At 56.2% G+C, this 16,139-nt stretch carries 11 protein-coding genes; 5 read left to right on the plus strand and 6 right to left on the minus strand.

Annotation, left to right across the window (positions count from 1 at the left end; all coding sequences use genetic code 11):
* Positions 1–443 precede the first annotated feature (443 nt).
* Both QMN93_RS21835 and QMN93_RS21840 read left to right on the plus strand, forming a co-directional pair.
* A complete protein-coding gene (locus QMN93_RS21835; protein ID WP_323630731.1) occupies positions 444–7,061 on the plus strand; it encodes a hemagglutinin repeat-containing protein in 6,618 nt (2,205 codons plus the stop codon).
* Complete coding sequence (locus QMN93_RS21840) at positions 7,061–7,513, plus strand: hypothetical protein (RefSeq protein WP_033146464.1); 453 nt, start codon at positions 7,061–7,063, stop codon at positions 7,511–7,513. The genes QMN93_RS21835 and QMN93_RS21840 overlap by 1 nt, the downstream gene beginning before the upstream one ends.
* Before the next feature lie 209 nt (positions 7,514–7,722).
* On the opposite strand, the gene QMN93_RS21845 is transcribed toward QMN93_RS21840, so the two are convergent.
* The 5 genes from QMN93_RS21845 to QMN93_RS21865 form a co-directional block, all read right to left on the minus strand.
* Positions 7,723–8,793, minus strand: coding sequence for an ABC transporter ATP-binding protein (locus QMN93_RS21845; RefSeq protein ID WP_023333294.1), 1,071 nt, complete (start codon positions 8,791–8,793; stop codon positions 7,723–7,725).
* The gene (locus tag QMN93_RS21850) at positions 8,786–10,555 is read right to left on the minus strand and encodes an iron ABC transporter permease (protein WP_064673492.1); all 1,770 of its coding nucleotides are present in this window, start codon (positions 10,553–10,555) and stop codon (positions 8,786–8,788) included. The genes QMN93_RS21845 and QMN93_RS21850 overlap by 8 nt, the downstream gene beginning before the upstream one ends.
* A gap of 80 nt (positions 10,556–10,635) precedes the next feature.
* Entirely contained in the window at positions 10,636–11,724 is a 1,089-nt protein-coding gene (locus QMN93_RS21855; RefSeq protein ID WP_023309072.1) for an ABC transporter substrate-binding protein, read from the minus strand.
* Positions 11,725–11,892: 168 nt separating this feature from the next.
* Positions 11,893–12,588, minus strand: a complete 696-nt coding sequence (locus tag QMN93_RS21860) for a response regulator (protein WP_075202213.1) — start codon at positions 12,586–12,588, stop codon at positions 11,893–11,895.
* Positions 12,572–14,212, minus strand: a complete 1,641-nt coding sequence (locus tag QMN93_RS21865; RefSeq protein ID WP_167819074.1) for a sensor histidine kinase — start codon at positions 14,210–14,212, stop codon at positions 12,572–12,574. Before QMN93_RS21865 ends, QMN93_RS21860 begins: the two co-directional genes overlap by 17 nt.
* A 176-nt stretch (positions 14,213–14,388) precedes the next feature.
* On the opposite strand from QMN93_RS21865, the gene yjdI reads away from it, so the two are divergent.
* Both yjdI and QMN93_RS21875 read left to right on the plus strand, forming a co-directional pair.
* The gene (yjdI, locus tag QMN93_RS21870; protein ID WP_008499689.1) at positions 14,389–14,619 is read left to right on the plus strand and encodes a 4Fe-4S mono-cluster protein YjdI; all 231 of its coding nucleotides are present in this window, start codon (positions 14,389–14,391) and stop codon (positions 14,617–14,619) included.
* Positions 14,620–14,629: 10 nt separating this feature from the next.
* The gene (locus QMN93_RS21875) at positions 14,630–14,902 is read left to right on the plus strand and encodes a GNAT family N-acetyltransferase (protein ID WP_008499687.1); all 273 of its coding nucleotides are present in this window, start codon (positions 14,630–14,632) and stop codon (positions 14,900–14,902) included.
* Positions 14,903–14,929: 27 nt separating this feature from the next.
* On the opposite strand, the gene QMN93_RS21880 is transcribed toward QMN93_RS21875, so the two are convergent.
* Positions 14,930–15,541, minus strand: coding sequence for a LysE family translocator (locus tag QMN93_RS21880; protein ID WP_064673494.1), 612 nt, complete (start codon positions 15,539–15,541; stop codon positions 14,930–14,932).
* Between the two features lie 115 nt (positions 15,542–15,656).
* On the opposite strand from QMN93_RS21880, the gene QMN93_RS21885 reads away from it, so the two are divergent.
* Positions 15,657–16,127 (plus strand): Lrp/AsnC family transcriptional regulator, encoded by a 471-nt coding sequence (locus QMN93_RS21885; RefSeq protein WP_064673495.1) that lies wholly within the window; start codon positions 15,657–15,659, stop codon positions 16,125–16,127.
* The last annotated feature ends 12 nt before the right edge of the window (positions 16,128–16,139 follow it).

The raw sequence follows: 16,139 nt of genomic DNA on the forward strand, positions 1-16,139 counted from the left end.
ACCTGTGGATGCAGCGGGATGCGGCGGGGAATGCCAACAGCCAGGTGGTGAACACGTCGGGGAATATTGAGACGCAGGGTGGGGATATTACGGTTAAGACTGCCAGCCTGTTAAATCAGCGTGATGGATTAACGTCAACCACAACAACAAGTGCGTCGCCAGCGTATGGTTGGGTTGGGCAGGCAACTGTTGACATACCTGTGTCGGTTCTCGGAATCGATACGCTTGTTCGGGATAAATACAGCACTTATACCCATGACGGTTCAGGTACATGTGGGGGAGTTCCCTGTTTCTTGTATGAGGATACCCATTACTATTACAAACCAATTACAGGCTATGAAACACGTAAATATGCACTAAATCAGATAGCGCAGGTTGTAAATGCTGAGGGTGGAAGCGCTCGTATTTCTTCCGGGCGTAACCTGACTATCACTGCCGCAGAGTTGAACAATCAGGCGAGTGCAATCCTGGCGAATAGCAATATTACGCTTGCAGGAAACACGCTGAATAATCAGAGCTATCAGAGCGGAACTTATACAGAATATGCTGTATATAAATATGTAAGCCCCTCATATGGCGGGGGTTCTCCTGGCTCCTACTCTCCAACCCATCGCAATACTTACTACGACAATGACGTAACCTATGTATTAGATGGGCATGTCACAGAAAGTGAAAATGGTGAAACATACCGCGCCGTCATCCAGGCGGGCGGTAACGTCACCGCGAACTTCACCAGCAACATCAGTAACACCAGTACCACCGCCAATGCGGGCGGCGTCAGTAACGTTATCTCCACCCCGTCGCTGAACACACTCAGCAACCAGACCATCGGCAGCGGTGTGCAAAAACAGGGGCTGAGCGCTACCGGCACCGTGGCGGTGAACTCACCGCAGTGGAACGATCGGCTCCAGGGGGCGCTGCAGCAGCTTAACGGCGGTGGCGCGCTGGAAAACGGCGGCGCGTCCGGCACGCCTCTCAGCAACATTGGCACCACGCAGAAAGGCAACGCGAACCTCGGCCAGCTGGGCACGCTGGCGAACGCCGGGGTCACCACCGCCGATCTCCGAACCGCGCAGGGCGGCGCCGTCGGGCACTATCAGGGCCAGCGCGTCGACACCAGCGCTTACCCGCTGCCGTCGGGCAACAACGGCTATTTTGTCTTCTCCGACAACCCGAAAAGCCCGTACCTGATCGGCATCAACCCGAAACTGAACGGTCTCGGACAGCTTGATCCCGCCCTGTTTGCCGATCTAAACGCGATGCTCGGGATCAAACCGTCGTCCACGGCGCCGCAGGAGACGCGGCTGGCGTTTACCGACGAGAAGCAGTTCCTCGGCTCGTCCTATATGCTCGGGCGCCTCAACCTGAACCCGGACTACGATTACCGCTTCCTCGGCGATGCGGCGTTCGATACCCGCTACGTTTCCAATGTGGTACTCAACCAGACCGGTAACCGCTACCTGAACGGCATCGGCTCCGATCTGGATCAGATGCGCTATCTGATGGACAACGCCGCGGCGGCGCAGCAGTCGCTGGGCCTGCAGTTTGGCGTCTCGCTGACCGCCGATCAGATTGCCGCGCTCGACCACAGCCTGCTGTGGTGGGAGAAAGCTACCGTCAACGGCGAAACGGTGATGGTGCCGAAACTCTACCTGTCGCCGAAGGACGTCACCGTCAACAACGGCAGCGTGATCGCGGGCAAGAACGTCACCCTGAAGGGCGGCAGCATCACCAACGGCGGCAGCTCGCTGCTGGCGAAAAACAGCCTGACGCTCGACAGCCAGAACAGCATCAGCAACCTCAGCAACGGCCTGATGAAAGCGGGCGGCGACCTGAACCTGAGCGCCATCGGCGATATCAATAACATCAGCTCCACCATCAGCGGCAAAACGGTCGCGCTGGAGAGCCTGGACGGCAGCATCAACAACCTGACGCAGGTTGAGCAGATTGATATCAACGCCGGCGGGAAGTACGGCAACATCGGCCTGAAGGACACCCTGCTGGGCAACACGGCGTCGATTACCGCGCAGGATGGCCTGTCGCTTGAGGCGGGAAAAAACATCACCGTCACCGGGGCGAACCTGGCCTCCGGCGGCGATATGCTGCTGAACGCGTGGGGCGATATTGCCGTCAACGCGAATCAGATCAACGACGCATTCAGCTCCAGCCGGGAGAAAACCAGCCGTTCCTCCGTCACGTATCAGGGAAGTAACGTCAGTGCGGGCGGCAACCTGCTGGTGAATGCCGGGCATAACCTTGACGTGACCGCCAGCGACCTGAAGGCGGGCGGCAGCGCGGGGCTGAGTGCAGGCAACGATCTGAACCTGAACGCGGCACAGACAAGCGAAAGCAGCCGGAAAGGGAAAAGCGAGTCCCACAGCACCGGGCTCGACCGCACCACGATTTCCGCAGGCGATAACCTGGTCCTGAAGGCCGGGCAGGATATCAACGCCCGGGCCGCCGCGCTGGCAGCGGAGAAAAGCGTCGGGCTGCAGGCGGATCGCGACGTGAATCTGGCAGCGGAAGAGACCACGCAGGGCGACAGTTATAAATCAGGCCGTAAAAAAGTGATTAACGAGTCGGTTCGCCAGTCGGGAACCGACATCACTGCGGGCGGGAATGTGACTGTTATCGCCGGACGGGATGTAACGGCACAGGCTGCAGATGTCTATGCCGCAGGCAATACAGCCGTGGCCGCCGGGCGGGATATCACCCTTTCCACTGAGACGGAAAGTGACTATGCGTACCGGGAGGAGAAAAAGACGTCCGGTGGGTTCCTCAGCAAGAAAACCACTCACACCATCCACGAAGAGACGCATACGCGTGAGAAAGGTACGCAGCTTTCCGGCGACAACGTTGCTCTCCGGGCTGGTAACAACCTGACGGTGCAGGGCTCATCAGTTGCCGCTGAGCGCGATGTGGCCCTGAAGGCTGGAAATGATCTGACCGTGGAGGCAGCAACCAACACCGACACGTACTACGACATGAAGAAGACGAAGAAATCCGGCGTTTTCTCCAGCGGGTCGGGATTGGGTATCACCATCGGGTCGCAGTCTTCAAAAAGCACCCGACAGGGGGCAAATACGACGCAGAGCGATGCCCGCAGCACGGTGGGCACTGCTGGCGGTAATGTCATCATCAGCGCCGGAAATGACGTCCAGTTGAGCGCGGCAGATGTGGTTGCCGGAAGAGCGAAGGATGATTCCTCCCGCAAAACCGGCCATATCGATATCACTGGCGACAGCATTGCCATCCTTCCTGGACGGGATACGACCACTGAGTCCATGAAGCAGGAGTCCAAATCGTCTGGCGTCACGGTCAGTGTGAAAGCGCCATTTGAAGACACTGTGCGTAACGTGCGCGATATCGTTCGTGGTAAGGGCAACAGTGGCAACAGCACCGTCGATAAAGTGAAGGGGCTGGGGGCGGAAGGCGGTGCGCTCGCGCTTGACGGACCAGGCCAGATGATGGCTATTTCCGCAGGAAGCACCCGGTCTTCCTCTGAGTCGCACTACGAGGGCGAGTTTAACAGCGGCAGCCATCTTGCCGCCGCAGGCAATATCCAGATGACTGCCACCGGTAAACAGGGAGGCAGCAACAGCGGCAATATCCTGATTGCCGGGAGCCAGGCTAAGGCCGGTGAAACGGTGATCCTCGATGCGAAACGCGACGTTGATATCACCACCTCCACAGACAGCGAGAAATACGGCAGCAGCACTAAAAATAGCGGCTGGAATCTTTCGAGCGACCTGAGCGCCGGAAGTGCTGTTCGCGCCATCTCGGGTGGGGGTTCCCACGGCAATCAACTCCTGCCGGGTGGGATGAGCAAGGCGGAGAGCAACAGTAGCGGCACCCGGACCACACAAAACGCGTCGGTCATTCAGGGCTCAGATATTTACGTTAACAGTCGTGACGGCAGCGTGAATATCAGCGGCAGCCTGATGACCGCCACGGACGATCTTCTGCTGTCAGCCACAAATGGAGATATCTCCGTTTCTGCCGGACGCGATACATCGCGCAGTGAGAGCAGCGGCAGCAGCAAATTGCTGGGGACTCTGGGAGGCGATGGTTACAGCGCCACGGCAGGCTACCGCCATGAAAAAAACAGCAGTCGGGAAGATAGCAGCCTCGAAAACGGATTGCGCAGCCAGCTAAGCAGCAAAAACGGTAGCGTTGTCGCGCAGGCCGGTAACGATCTCTCCCTGTCAGGTACGGATATCCGTGCTGGTAAATCGGTCTCACTCAGTGGCGAAAATGTCCTCATGGGGGTGAGCCGGGATACCCGTGACGGTGAAAACCACAGCAGCAGCGCCCAGTATGGTGTGACGGCATCTGCTGGGGGCTGGGCTGTTGAGGCTGCTAAAGCCGCAGAGACGGCTGCCCGCAGCGCAGAAAACGGCGATGATCCACGGCTGACCGCCATCAGAACAGGCCAGTCGGCGGCAACCGCGGCGCAGGGCGCTATGTCGGACTCGTCGCTCATCAAGGCTAAAGTGTCTTTAACGGCGGGGACGTCATCTCAGGACAGTCGTTACCACAGTACCGACACGCAGGGCACCACCATTAATGCCGGCGAGAATGTCTCTGTTCGTGCCGGAAATGACATTGCCGGTATGGGGGTACAGATCGCGGGTAAACACGTGGCGCTGGATGCGGGGCGGGATATTCTGCTGTCTGCCTCCCAGAACACAACCCACTCTGAGAGTAAAAACAGCGGCAGCCAGTTCAGCGTCGGTGTCGGTGTGAGCCTGATTGGTGCGCAAAACGGCATCTCGGTGGAACTGGGAGCGTCACAGCATAAGGGCAAGGAAAACAGCCAGTCGCAGCGCAATACGAACAGCGTTGTCCATGCTGATGAACAGCTTACGGTGAACAGCGGACGCGACACCACCCTGAAAGGTGCGGAGCTGGAAGGTAACCGTGTGGTGGTCAACACCGGGCGCGATCTCACCATCAGCAGCGTGCAGGATACGGCCAGTTATGACAGCAAGCAGTCTTCGTCAGGCGCGTCCCTCAGCCTGTGCATACCGCCGCTGTGTTATGGTGCGTCTTCCGGTAGCGTCAGTGCATCGGGTGAGAATATCACCCAGAATGGTAAGAGCGTCGCTGAACAGAGCGGGATATTCGCAGGCAAGGGCGGCTTTGCTGTCACCACCGGAAATCATACCCAGCTTGACGGCGCGGTGATTGCATCCACGGCGTCTGCAGATAAAAATAGCCTCGACACGGGTACGCTGGGTTTCAGTAATCTCCACAACGAGAGCCAGACCAGCGGCAACGGCTATACGGTGGCGCTTTCCGGCAGCGCGGGCGGCAGCGGAAACGGTGAAAACCGCAACCTGGCACCGGCCATCGGTACGGGCCAGGCAGAAGAGAGCCACACCGGCACGACCTCATCAGCGGTGAGTGGCGGTAGCATTGTCATTCGCAACCCGGCGGGACAGAAACAGGATATTGCTGACCTGAGCCGTGATACGGCTGACGCCCACCACGGCGTGGACGTGAACGGTGATGTGCAGAAGGTCAGGGATAACCTGGCGGTCCAGAGCGAAGGCGCGGCCCTGGCTACCTCTGCGCTGGATGCTTACGGCAAGTATGCGGAGCAGAAAGCGCGGGAATCCAATGCGGCGCTGGGCGCGAAGCTGGCGTCAGAAGGAAAACTGCAGGGCGATACGCCGCAGGAGCAGGAAGCGTTCCTGAAGACGCAGCCCGGATATCAGAATACCGAATACGGTCCGGGGAGTGCCTTCTGGACGAAGGGCAGCGCAGCGGCAGGATTACTGGCAGGTGCGCTTGGCGGTAACCTGAAGGCAGGCGCGGCAGCGGGGGCGGCCCCTCTGCTGGCGACCCTGGTCAAGGAGCAGAAAGACCCGACAGCCCGTGCCGCGCTGCACGGTATTGTGGCTGCGGCGCTGACGCAGCTGAGTGGCGGGAGCACTGCGGATGGCCTGAAGGCCGGTGCTATAGGGGCCATTACGGCCTCGGCGATGACCGACCATCTGGTCAGTGCGCTGTATGGAGATAAAAAATCCAGTGACCTGACGCCAGAGGAGAAACGGCTGGTCAGTAGTCTCGTGAGTATCGCGGGTGGTCTGGCGGGCGCTGCGGTGACGGATGGTAGCGTCTCCATGGCGGCGATGGCGTCGGAAACGGCGAAGGTGGAGGTTGAGAATAACTCGCTGAGTGTCGTTATACAGGGCGGTAAACTGGCTGCACGGGGATGTCTGAAAATTTCTGCTTGCCGTGATCGCCTGGTTGCCAGTGGTCTGGGTGCTTTACTGGGGATTGGTGCATCCACATCAGCAATGGATACATTGTCACAAGATGAGCAGTTGCATCTGATCTATGTGGCCTCGCTCAATGATCCTTCCCAGCTCAGTCAGTTAAATGATGCTCAGAAAGCGGCCTATGAGTCCCTGACAGGTAAGACGATCACCAGTACTGGTGGTACGCAGGTCATCAACCCGGGACCATCAAACACTGGTGGAGACCAGACTGTAACCGGAAATACGCCCTCCAACACAGGGAATGATAGTGTAGCAACCGGAGGGATAAATCATACTGGTAATACCAACGGTGATGGAGCGTCAAACAATAATGGCTGGACGACAACTACGCCGGTTCCGGATTCTCCTTCAATGGATGATCTTTTCTATCAGAACGAGAAGATCCCCGGCCTTGAAAATGTTCGCCCTGAAAATCCCGGTTATCCAGCCAATCAGAGTGTTATTGAAAAAATGAACGAACCTAAGTTTATTGCCTGGATAGGCAATACAGATTGTACGGATTGCTCAGATATCGCACCTAAGCTTCTCGATGCAGCTGGCGGGCACGGGAAAATTATTGAAGCAAGGCCGACGACTCCGTACAATTTAAATGTGTATGAAAATGGAAAAATTGTACATGAACAAGCTTTCCATCAGGTTTATACCGATGGTCAGTATGTTTACGATCCAAGAGTGTCCTTAAAACCGATTCCTAAAGGAGATTGGGAAAAACATATCAAATCTATAAATCAGGGAAGTGTTACGATCTCTGATAAATTACAGGGGTTAAAATAATGTTTCCGATAGGTAAGAAAGAAACTATCTTGTTGGACTTCATTGGTTCTCTTGGAAAACTGGAGTGGTTACATTATCAGAGCCGTATCGAAGATGAATGGATAAATGACCATTTTGAAAAAATTGATCGCTCTAAGTACCCTCCTTATACCAGTTTTCGATTTGAAAAAGAGGTTCCAGAAGTTATTACCTTACTGGAAGATGCGATTCAATCATATAAAGGTAAAGTTGAGTGGTGTATGACCCATCATCCGAAAGAATATGGTACTGGTGTTAATCATCGTATTTTGCCTACATTTGTTAAGAATCTCAGAGTCAGTGAAGGTATGGAAGATGTTAACGAGTATATTGAAAACCATTATCCTGATTTTGGCCCAATCGCCTATGAAGATCTTGTTGGACTGACGGAGCATGTTCAATCAGTTTTCAAAAATGCTGGATATGATGCATAAATTTTCTTTATATGCTCTGTAATAACATTTTGATATGGAGCCTTAACCCGTTATGCGTAGGAATGGAAAGAAGGGTCAGGTGAATATTTAAGTCGGAATGCATTAACAATAATAACTGGCGCCACCAATCCTGGCATCTGTGCATTTCTTTGTTTTGTAGACCCGGTAAGCGAAGCGCCACCGGGCCATGGCAGATTAATATTGACTCATCACCCTTTCGGGAACACCCAAACATGCTTCTCAGGCAACGAAAGATGGCAGTGCTGCGGATCCCGAACCTCATGTCCATACGCGCGGATCACAAAATCATCTCCCACCGTGCGGAACAGGTACTCCCAGCGGTCGCCGAGATACATGCTGGTGAGCAGCGGCAGCTCAAGCTGATTTTCCCCTGGTCCCTCGACCACCGCCACGCGCTCGACGCGGATCACAGCCGTCGCTTCTTCACCGCTCTGCACCCCTTCACCGGCCTGGCCCCACAGCACCCAACCTTTTCCTTCGATACGCGCTTTGCCGTCGCGCACTTCGGTGACTTTGCCGTGCAGGCGGTTGTTGCTGCCCATAAACTCGGCGGTAAAAAGCGTTTTCGGCGAGCCGTACATCTCCTGCGGCGTGCCCTGTTGCTCAATTTTGCCGTTGTTAAGCAGCAGGATGCGGTCGGAAATCGACATCGCTTCGTTCTGGTCGTGCGTCACCATCAGCGCGGATAACCCGAGCTTGATAATCAGCTCGCGCAGGAACACGCGGGCCTCTTCGCGCAGCTTGGCGTCGAGGTTGGAAAGCGGCTCGTCCAGCAAAATTACCGGCGGGTTGTACACCAGCGCCCGGCCAATCGCCACGCGCTGCTGCTGCCCGCCGGAGAGCTGGTGCGGGTGACGTTTGCCAAGATGGCCCAGACCAAGCTGGTCCAGCACGTCCTGCACGCGCTGCTGGATCTCTTTGGCCGGGACTTTGCGAAGCTTGAGCGGATAGGCCACGTTCTCAAACACGGTCTTGTGCGGCCACAGGGCATAGGACTGGAACACCAGCCCAAGGTTACGCTCTTCCGCCGGGACCTCGCTGCGCGGCGTGCCGTCGTAAACTTTATTATTGCCAATGACAATGGACCCCTGCGTCGGTTTTTCCAGACCCGCAACGGCGCGCAGGAGGGTGGTTTTACCGCTGCCGGAGGGGCCTAACAGTGAGACCACTTCGCCGCGCTTCAGGTTCATGGAGACACCTTTTAAAACAGGATTGTCGCCGTAGGTTAAGTGCAGATCGTCAACCGCTAATTCAATCATGTATTTTCACTCCGAAACGAAGGGCAATGCCCAGACCTACCACGACCAGCAGGATGTTAATGAAAGAGAGCGCCGCCACGATATCGATGGCACCCGCGGCCCAGAGGGAAACCAGCATCGAGCCGATGGTCTCCGTGCCGGGTGAAAGCAGGTACACACCCGTTGAATATTCGCGCTCAAAGATCAGGAACATCAGCAGCCACGAACCGATAAGACCGTAGCGGGAGAGCGGGATGGTGACGTGGCGGGTGATCTGCCCGCGCGTCGCCCCGGTGCTGCGCGCCGCTTCCTCAAGCTCTGGCCCTACCTGCAGCAGCGTGGAAGAGATCAGCCTCAGCCCGTAAGCCATCCACACCACGGTATAGGCCAGCCAGACGCTGAAAATGGTGCTGCGCAGCGAACGCAGCCAGACGATGACGTTTTCACGCATCCAGTCGGTCCAGGCGAACCCGGAAAGCCAGCCGGATTTCAGCGAGTTATCCAGCCACATCGGCAGGAACAGGAACACCCACAGGAACGCCAGACCCGCCAGCAGGCCAGGCACGGCGCGCGGCACCAGCACGCTGTAGTCCAGAAAACGCGTGGTGTTGTCCGGTTTACGGTGCATGGCAATGCCGACAAACAGGTAGCACGCCACGGCCAGCGCGCCGCCAATCACGCCAATCGCCATGGAGTTGACGATGGCGCGCAGCAGGTTGGGCTGTGCCCAGATGGTGCGGAAGGTGTTCAGAGAAAGCTCGTCCCACAGCGAAACGCCCACGCCCCAGTTGGAGATAAACGCGCGCAATACCACGCCGAGCAGCGGAACGCCGATGGTGACGGTGAGCCAGAAGGCAATCACTCCGCCAGCCACCCAGCGCCATTTACCCAGCGGCAGCGCGCGGGCCTGCGAAGCCTTGCCCTTCATGGTGACGAAGCGGTTGGCGGTGCGCATCAGGCGACGCTGGAGCATCACCAGCGGGATGGTGATGCAGATCAGCACCACGGCAACCGCCGCCATCAGGTTATAGGATGGGGTGCCCATCTTGTTCGTCAGCTTATAGAGATAGGTCGCCAGCACCATGTTGCCTTCCGGGTCGCCGAGGACCAGCATCAGGCCGAACACTTCCAGCCCGAGGAAGAACAGCAGTACGGTAGCGTACAGAATGGACGGGCGCACCATCGGCAGGCTGACGGAGGTCATCACCTGCCAGGGCGACGCGCCCGCGGTGCGCGCGGCTTCTTCCACATCGGAGCCCACGCTGCGCAGCGCAGACGAGATATACAGATAGGCGTGCGGGACGTGCGTCAGGCCGGCGATGACCACAATGCTCGACATGTCGTAGATATTCCACGGCACAAAGCCAATCAGCGCCTGAGCCCACTGGGAGAGAAAGCCCACCGGACCGGCGGCCACCACGTAGCCGAAGCCCAGCACCATCGGTGAAACGAAAATCGGGACCAGGATCAGCGGCTCAATCAGCCGGCGGCCGGGCAGGTCGGTACGCACCATCAGAAACGCCAGCACGCCACCCAGCGGAATGGAGATAAAGACCAGCCCGAAAGCAAGAATAAAGCCGCTTTTCAGGGCCTTATAAAAATCAGGGTCGGTGAAAATAAACTCAAATGATTCAAAGCTCCATTCTTTTGACGGCGAAAAGAACGGGGCGGACAGGAAGCTCTGTATCACGATAAACGACAGCGGCGTATAGATAACCAGGGCGGTTATCAGCACGACGATGCCTCGCGGCAGGCTTTGCCACTTTCTGCGTAATGTATTCATGGGGTATCCCTGGTGTTGCGGCCCAGAAAAACGAACTCAGTCGATAAGGGAGCGCGGCGACCTGCGCCGCGCTCAGACGCTTATTTACCGGCGGCGGTACGCCACTCTTTGATGTACTCCAGGCGTTTTTTCGGCTGCAGGTATTCCAGCAGCGTTTCATCAACCGGAATTGGCTTCAGCGCGTTGCCGAGGATTTTGGTCAGGCCGTCGATATCGTTTTTCCCTTCGATATCGTTACGAATGGAGGGAATATCCGCCTGATTGGCCAGAATGTTTTGCCCTTGTTCAGACAGCACATAGTCCAGCCACAGCTTCGCGGCGTTGCTGTTTTGCGATTGCTGGCTGATGAACGACACGCGCGACAGCACCAGGGTGTAATCTTTTGGATAGGAAATGCCGAGCGAAGGATCGTTCTTCGCGCGCGCTTCCGCGTAGGAACCGAGGATGTTGAAGCCGATCAGGTTTTCACCGGAGGAGACGCGCTCCATCATGGTGCCGGTAGACGACTGCACTGATAAGCCACCTTTGGCGACGTCGGCCAGGGTTTTGAAGTAATTAGGATCGGCGTTGTGATCCTGAACCGAGAGCATAAAGCCCAGACCCGATTTTTCGATGTCGTAGGTGGTGACTTTGCCCTTGAATTTGTCCGTCTGGCTGGCAATCAGTTTCGCCAGCGCGGCGTGAGAATCCGGCACGTCGCCAGCCGGGATCAGGCGCTTGTTGTAGATAAAGACCACCGGCTCATAGGTAGTGCCATAAGCCTTATCCTTCCAGACCGCCCATTTCGGCAGCTGGCTTTGCTCCGGCGATTTATACTCCATGGCGTAGTCGGTGGCGAGCTTCAGGCCGGTGTCCATAGAGGAGCTCCAGACCACGTCGCCGCTCACGCCACCGGAGGCCTGTTCGCTGATGAAGCGGTTGTACAGCTCGGTGCTGTTCATGTCGTTGTATTCGACTTTAATGCCCGGGTAGGTTTTTTCGAAGCCCTGGATCAGCGGTCCCGCGGCCTTGATGTCGGTGGTGGAGTAAATAACAACCTTGCCCTCTTTCGTTGCGGCATCAACAACTTTTTGATACTCAGCAGGATAGCCCTGCGGCAGGGCAGAGAGTGCAGAAGCAGAGAACAGTACAGTAGCGGTAAGCAGAGAAATTCGGAACGTGTTCGACATTATAGTTAACCTTTTAGTTACATTTGAGGAACTAATTGTCAACATAGCGTATCGGGCTCCACCCACAAGAGGGTGAAGCGGGCAATGATTCCGAAGTGTGATTGTCGCCGTCGTTTCAGCAATTAACACCATAAAATCCGCGAACGTTAGCCTGTGAACGATTCTGGATTACGGTTTATCGGGCGCTTTGCGGTATAACCTTCGCGGATGACCTATATTGCCATACAGCATTTCGACGCTGATTAACCCGCTCTCCACGCAGTATTCAAGGTAGCGACGCCCCGTGGTTTTGCTGATCCCCACGTTTTCCACCACCTCTTCAACCGACATCGCGGTATCGGGATGCTCGGCGAACAGGTTTTTAATCCGTTCCAGCGTCTGGGGTTCAATGCCCTTCGTCGACGGCGTAATGGAGGCTTCCGCGGCGGGAAGATTAAACAGGCGATCCAGCGCATGCTGGTCGACCACCTTCACCTGCTGCACGGTGTGGATGAAACGCATAAACCGTTCCAGCGAGGCGTGCAGGCGCTGGAAAAAGACAGGCTTAATCAGGTAGTCAAACGCGCCGCTGCGCATGGCGTGGCTGCAGGTCTGCATATCGCTGGCGGCGGTGATGAAAATCACCGAGCATTCGTAGCTTTTCAGAAGGGGATTATCAATTAACTCCACGCCTTTACCGTCCGGGAGATAGTTGTCCAGCAGGATAAGTCGCGGCTGGTGCTGACGAATCAGGCTGCATGCCTGCTCAATCGACGCGGCGATGCCCACCACGCGCAGATGGAAATTCTGCTCGATATACTCGCGATGCAGCTCCGCCAGGTGCGGCTCATCTTCAACTATCACAACGTCAAGTGGTCGGGTCATGCTGTTGCCCATTCGGAATAAACACAGAAAAAATAGTGCCCTGCGGCGTGTTGTCGGCAATCTCAATGCTGCCGCCGGCCTTGTCGATATATCCTGCCACCAGGAACAGGCCAATACCGTGCTCGGTACCCACAATGTCGTTTTCGCTGTCCGGCTTGCTGCTGAATCCCTGGCGGAAAATGTGCGGCTTCAACGCATCGTCCACCCCGCAGCCCCGGTCAGCCACCTCGATCAGCAGCTCCTGGTTACGGTCAGAAATGTAGAGTTCTACCGGCGCGTGGACCGGCGCGTTGAGTGTCGCCTCCACGGCGTTGTCCAGCAGATTACCAATAATGGACATCAGCTCCGTTTCACTCAGCGCGGCAGGCATGCGGGTGAGCTGGCAGGCGGGGTCAAACAGCAGCTCGATGCCTTTTTCGCGCGCGCTGACGTATTTTCCGAGCAGCAGCCCGCACAGCGCCGGGGAGACAAAATGGGCTGAGACAAAGTCCAGCACGCGCTGCGCGCCTTCTGACTGCACCTGGATGTAACGGATGGCCTCGTCATAATGTTTCATCTGCAGTAGCCCGACGAGAGTGGCGGTCCAGTTCAGCTGTTCGTGGCGCATAATGCGCAGGTTATCCGCATAGCGTTTGATCTGACTGAGCTGGCTGCTGAGCGTGTTGATGTCATTTTTGTCGCGAAAGCTGTATACCCAACCGCTTTCAACGCCCGGTTCGACCTCAATGGCTACCCGGTTGACGATCACCTCGCGCTGGTTCAGCACCGCAATCTGGTCGTGGCTGCCAGCGCTCACCGAGGCGTAGCGCTGGGATAAAAACCCCGGCGCCGTCTGCAGAATGTCTTCCAGCGGTTTACCGATAAGTTCTTTCTCACTTTGCCGAATATCCAGCATTTCGCGTGCCGCGCGGTTAATTAAAATCAGCTGCTTCTCGCCATTAACGGCAAATACCCCTTCGTACATGGCTTCTAATAGCGCGCGCTGCTGCAAAACCAGCTGAGCGATATCTTTCGGCTCCAGCCGGAACATCTGTTTTTTTAAATTGCGGGTAAACAGCCAGGAGAAAATAAACAGCAGGAGCAGAAGCGCAGCGCCGTATAGCCCGGACTGCCAGAGAATGCGGGCGTTAATATTGGCAATATACGAGGTCAGATAGCCGACCGAGACAATACCAATTACCTGATGCTGCGCGTTGAAGATGGGCGCTTTGCTGCGTAGCGACACGCCAATTCCGCCCTGACGCACGGAAATAATGGTTTTGCCCTTTAACACCTCGGCATTATCCCCGCCGATCATCGGTAAATTAATACGCTCCGGGGATTCCGAATGATAAAGGTGCTGCTCCTCGGTATCGCCAATCACAATGTAGCTGGCATCGCTTTCGGCGCGCAGCGGCTGAATTAACCGGGCTATTCCCGGAATATCTCTGGCCGCTACCATTGTCGCCAGACCCGGCATCAGCGCGATCTGGCTGGCCTGAACCCGGGCGCGCTGGCCGAGATCGTGATGGAGCTGTCGGTCAATAAAATGGAACAGGATTGTTCCCAGCAGAACTAACAGCAGGCAGGAGAAGCACACCAGCGCTAAAAACAGCTTTACCTGAAAAGAGAGTCTGCGTTTCATTCAACCTGCGGAAGTTATGTAAAAGTGACATTTGCCGAGCCTGACATGGGCCAATAGCGGACGCAATCTGGCGAGAAAAGAGTTGTGACCTGGCTTTTCGTTTTCGGCGTTATAGCCATCATGATCCCGTAAGGCTATGCTTCATTCAGCACGATAATAATTACAGAGGCAATGTCATGGACAAAGAACTACTGGATGCGGGTTACCGGGCCTATACCGGCGAGAAAATTGACGTTTACTTCAATACCGGGATCTGCAAACACTCAGGTAACTGCGTGCGTGGGAGCGCAAAGCTGTTTAATCTGAAACGTAAGCCGTGGATCATTCCCGATGAAGTGGACGTTGAAACGGTTGTACGCGTGATTGATACCTGCCCGAGCGGTGCGCTGAAGTATCGCCAAAAATAAGCGAGGAACCATGGATATTCTGGAAGGCCATAACAAGTTTTACGTCAATGATGCGAACGGCAACCAGGTTGCGGAGATTGTCTTTGTACCGACCGGCGAGCACCTGAGCATTATCGAGCACACCGATGTGGATGAGAGCCTGAAAGGGCAGGGCGTCGGTAAACAGCTGGTGGCGAAAGTGGTGGAGAAGATGCGCGGTGAGAACCGTAAAATTATCCCGCTGTGCCCGTTCGCGAAGCATGAGTTTGATAAAACGCGGGAATATGACGATATTCGGGCGTAAATAACACCGGCGATGGCCGGTGTTTTTTTATCTTACCTGCTCAAACAGCAATACCATCGCGATCAGCACCATTATCCCTCCTGACGCCATGCTCACCATACGCGCCGCCTGTGGCCGGGTCGCCAGTACCGCTTTCGAACCATACCCCACCAGCAGATAGACCAGCGTACAGGTAATAAGGTGCATCACGCCAAGCGCGGACATCTGCATCGCTAGCGACCAGCTTCCGGTCGGGTCGGTAAACTGCGGAAGCAGCGCCAGGAAAAGTAAAAAAACTTTCGGGTTAAGGCCGCTAATGCAGAGTCCTTTCACCGCCCACTGTCTCCAGTTTCCCGCATGGTGGGTGGCCTTTTCCGGTGCGGCCGGGTGACGCAACAGCCCGATGCCAAGCCAGAGGAGATACACGGCCCCCGCAACGGTCAGCCCGGTTAACGCCAGCGGATGCTGAGCAATCACTACGCCCACGCCAGCCACCACAATCAGCGTAGCTAACAGATGCCCGGACATTAACCCCATCACCGCCGGTACCACGCGTCGCCCGTTAATCCCGGCGCTAATGGCGTAGGCCCAGTCGGCGCCCGGCGTCATGATGAGCAGAAAAGAAACCACCCAAAAGCCGGCCACAATACTCATTTCCATCGTTCTGAAAACTCCCGCAGTGCGTCAAACGTTGAGAAAAAGAATATCGCTAACCCTGCGAAATAGGCTTTCAATGTTATGCTCATAACACCGTGAAAATGAGAAAATCTTCCACATGGATAGCATCGATCGAAAAATTCTTGCTGAGCTACAGTCTGATGGCCGTTTATCCCTGACCGAGCTGGCAGAAAGAGTGAATCTGAGCCTCTCGCCGTGCCATCGTCGCGTGCGGGCGCTGGAGCAAAGCGGGGCCATAACGGGATACCGTGCCAGCCTCGACCCCGCCAAAATGGGGTTCAACTTCCTGGCGATAGTGTTTGCGACGCTGAAGGAGGGTGACAGAAAGGCGGTTAGCGCGTTTGAAGCGGCGGTTGAGGAAATCCCGCAGATCGTGCTGGCACAGCGTCTGTTTGGCGATCCCGATTATCTGATGCACGTCGTGACCCGCGACCTGTCCGCTTTCCAGAAACTCTACGACGAGAAGCTCTCCGCCATGCCCGGCGTGCAGCACCTTCGCTCTACGCTTGTCATGAAAACGGTCGTGCAGGACAGACCTTTTCCGCTGGAATCAGCAGGGCGAGCCTGAGAGGCATGCCCG

The sequence above is a fragment of the Enterobacter sp. R-1.6.2 genome, from assembly GCF_035064085.1.
GTDB classification, from domain to species: Bacteria; Pseudomonadota; Gammaproteobacteria; order Enterobacterales; family Enterobacteriaceae; genus Enterobacter; species Enterobacter asburiae_B.

Excerpts from the sequence above, each read along its gene's own strand:
- QMN93_RS21840 (WP_033146464.1), top strand. The coding sequence starts at position 7,061 with ATGTTTCCGATAGGTAAGAAAGAAACTATCTTGTTGGACTTCATTGGT.
- QMN93_RS21845 (WP_023333294.1), bottom strand. The coding sequence starts at position 8,793 with ATGATTGAATTAGCGGTTGACGATCTGCACTTAACCTACGGCGACAAT.
- QMN93_RS21850 (WP_064673492.1), bottom strand. The coding sequence starts at position 10,555 with ATGAATACATTACGCAGAAAGTGGCAAAGCCTGCCGCGAGGCATCGTC.
- QMN93_RS21855 (WP_023309072.1), bottom strand. The coding sequence starts at position 11,724 with ATGTCGAACACGTTCCGAATTTCTCTGCTTACCGCTACTGTACTGTTC.
- QMN93_RS21860 (WP_075202213.1), bottom strand. The coding sequence starts at position 12,588 with ATGACCCGACCACTTGACGTTGTGATAGTTGAAGATGAGCCGCACCTG.
- QMN93_RS21865 (WP_167819074.1), bottom strand. The coding sequence starts at position 14,212 with ATGAAACGCAGACTCTCTTTTCAGGTAAAGCTGTTTTTAGCGCTGGTG.
- yjdI (WP_008499689.1), top strand. The coding sequence starts at position 14,389 with ATGGACAAAGAACTACTGGATGCGGGTTACCGGGCCTATACCGGCGAG.
- QMN93_RS21875 (WP_008499687.1), top strand. The coding sequence starts at position 14,630 with ATGGATATTCTGGAAGGCCATAACAAGTTTTACGTCAATGATGCGAAC.
- QMN93_RS21880 (WP_064673494.1), bottom strand. The coding sequence starts at position 15,541 with ATGGAAATGAGTATTGTGGCCGGCTTTTGGGTGGTTTCTTTTCTGCTC.
- QMN93_RS21885 (WP_064673495.1), top strand. The coding sequence starts at position 15,657 with ATGGATAGCATCGATCGAAAAATTCTTGCTGAGCTACAGTCTGATGGC.